General features: G+C 77.5%; 1 protein-coding gene. It reads left to right on the forward strand.

What is annotated here, in order from left to right; genetic code table 11:
- On the forward strand, positions 1 to 864 hold an 864-nt coding region (locus DQW85_RS22110; protein ID WP_205315310.1), incomplete at both ends, for an IucA/IucC family protein.

Below are 864 nucleotides of genomic sequence, written 5' to 3' on the forward strand. Positions count from 1 at the left end.
CGCGCTGCGCTTCGACGGGCCGCCCGAGCGGCTGGTGCGCGGCGCCTGGCGCCCGCTGACCTCCGAGGAGCTGGTACGGCTGGCGGAGCGGGAGCTGTCGGCGGCCGGGGGCAACGAGGAGTTCGCCGGGCAGGTGGCGGCGAGCAGGGAGGCGGTGGCCGCGATCCTCAGGGCGCGGGCCGGGGCGGAGCCGCCCGTGGATCCGTGGCTGGCCTCCGAGCAGGCCCTGGTGTTCGGGCACCCGTTCCATCCCAGCCCCAAGGCCCGGGGCGGCGCCCGCTGGCTGCGGTACGCGCCCGAGGCGCACGCCGAGTTCCCCGTCCGGCTGCTCGGGGTGCGGGAGGACGTGCTGGCCGAGGAGGGGGACGCGTCCGTGCTGGACCTGCTGGGCGAGGCGCCGCCCGGCTACCGGCTGCTGCCCGCGCATCCGTGGCAGCTCGACCTGCTGCGCCCGGCTCTCGGGGAGGAGCTGCTCGACCTCGGGCCGGGGCCGGTCGTCGTGCCGACGTCGTCGGTCCGCACGGTCTACGCGGCGGACGCGGGGGCGTGCCTGAAGTTCAGCCTGGACGTCCGGATCACGAACTGCGTGCGGAAGAACGCGTGGTACGAGCTGGCGGGCGCCGTGGAGCTGACCTCCCGCCTCGCGCCGGTGTTCGAGGAGGTGGCGAGCGGGTTCCCCGGCACGCGGTGGCTTCCCGAGCCGGGCTACCGCTCGGCCGCGCTGGGCACGCGCCTGCTGGAGGGGCTCGGCGTGATCGTCAGGACGAGCCCGTGGACGGTGTGCTCCCCCGGCGTCGTGCCCGTCCTGGCCGGGGCCCTCGCGCTCGACGGGCCCGCGCCGGCCGGCTCGCCGGACCTGGGGGC

It is taken from the genome of Nonomuraea lactucae (assembly GCF_003313395.1).
GTDB lineage: Bacteria > Actinomycetota > Actinomycetes > Streptosporangiales > Streptosporangiaceae > Nonomuraea > Nonomuraea lactucae.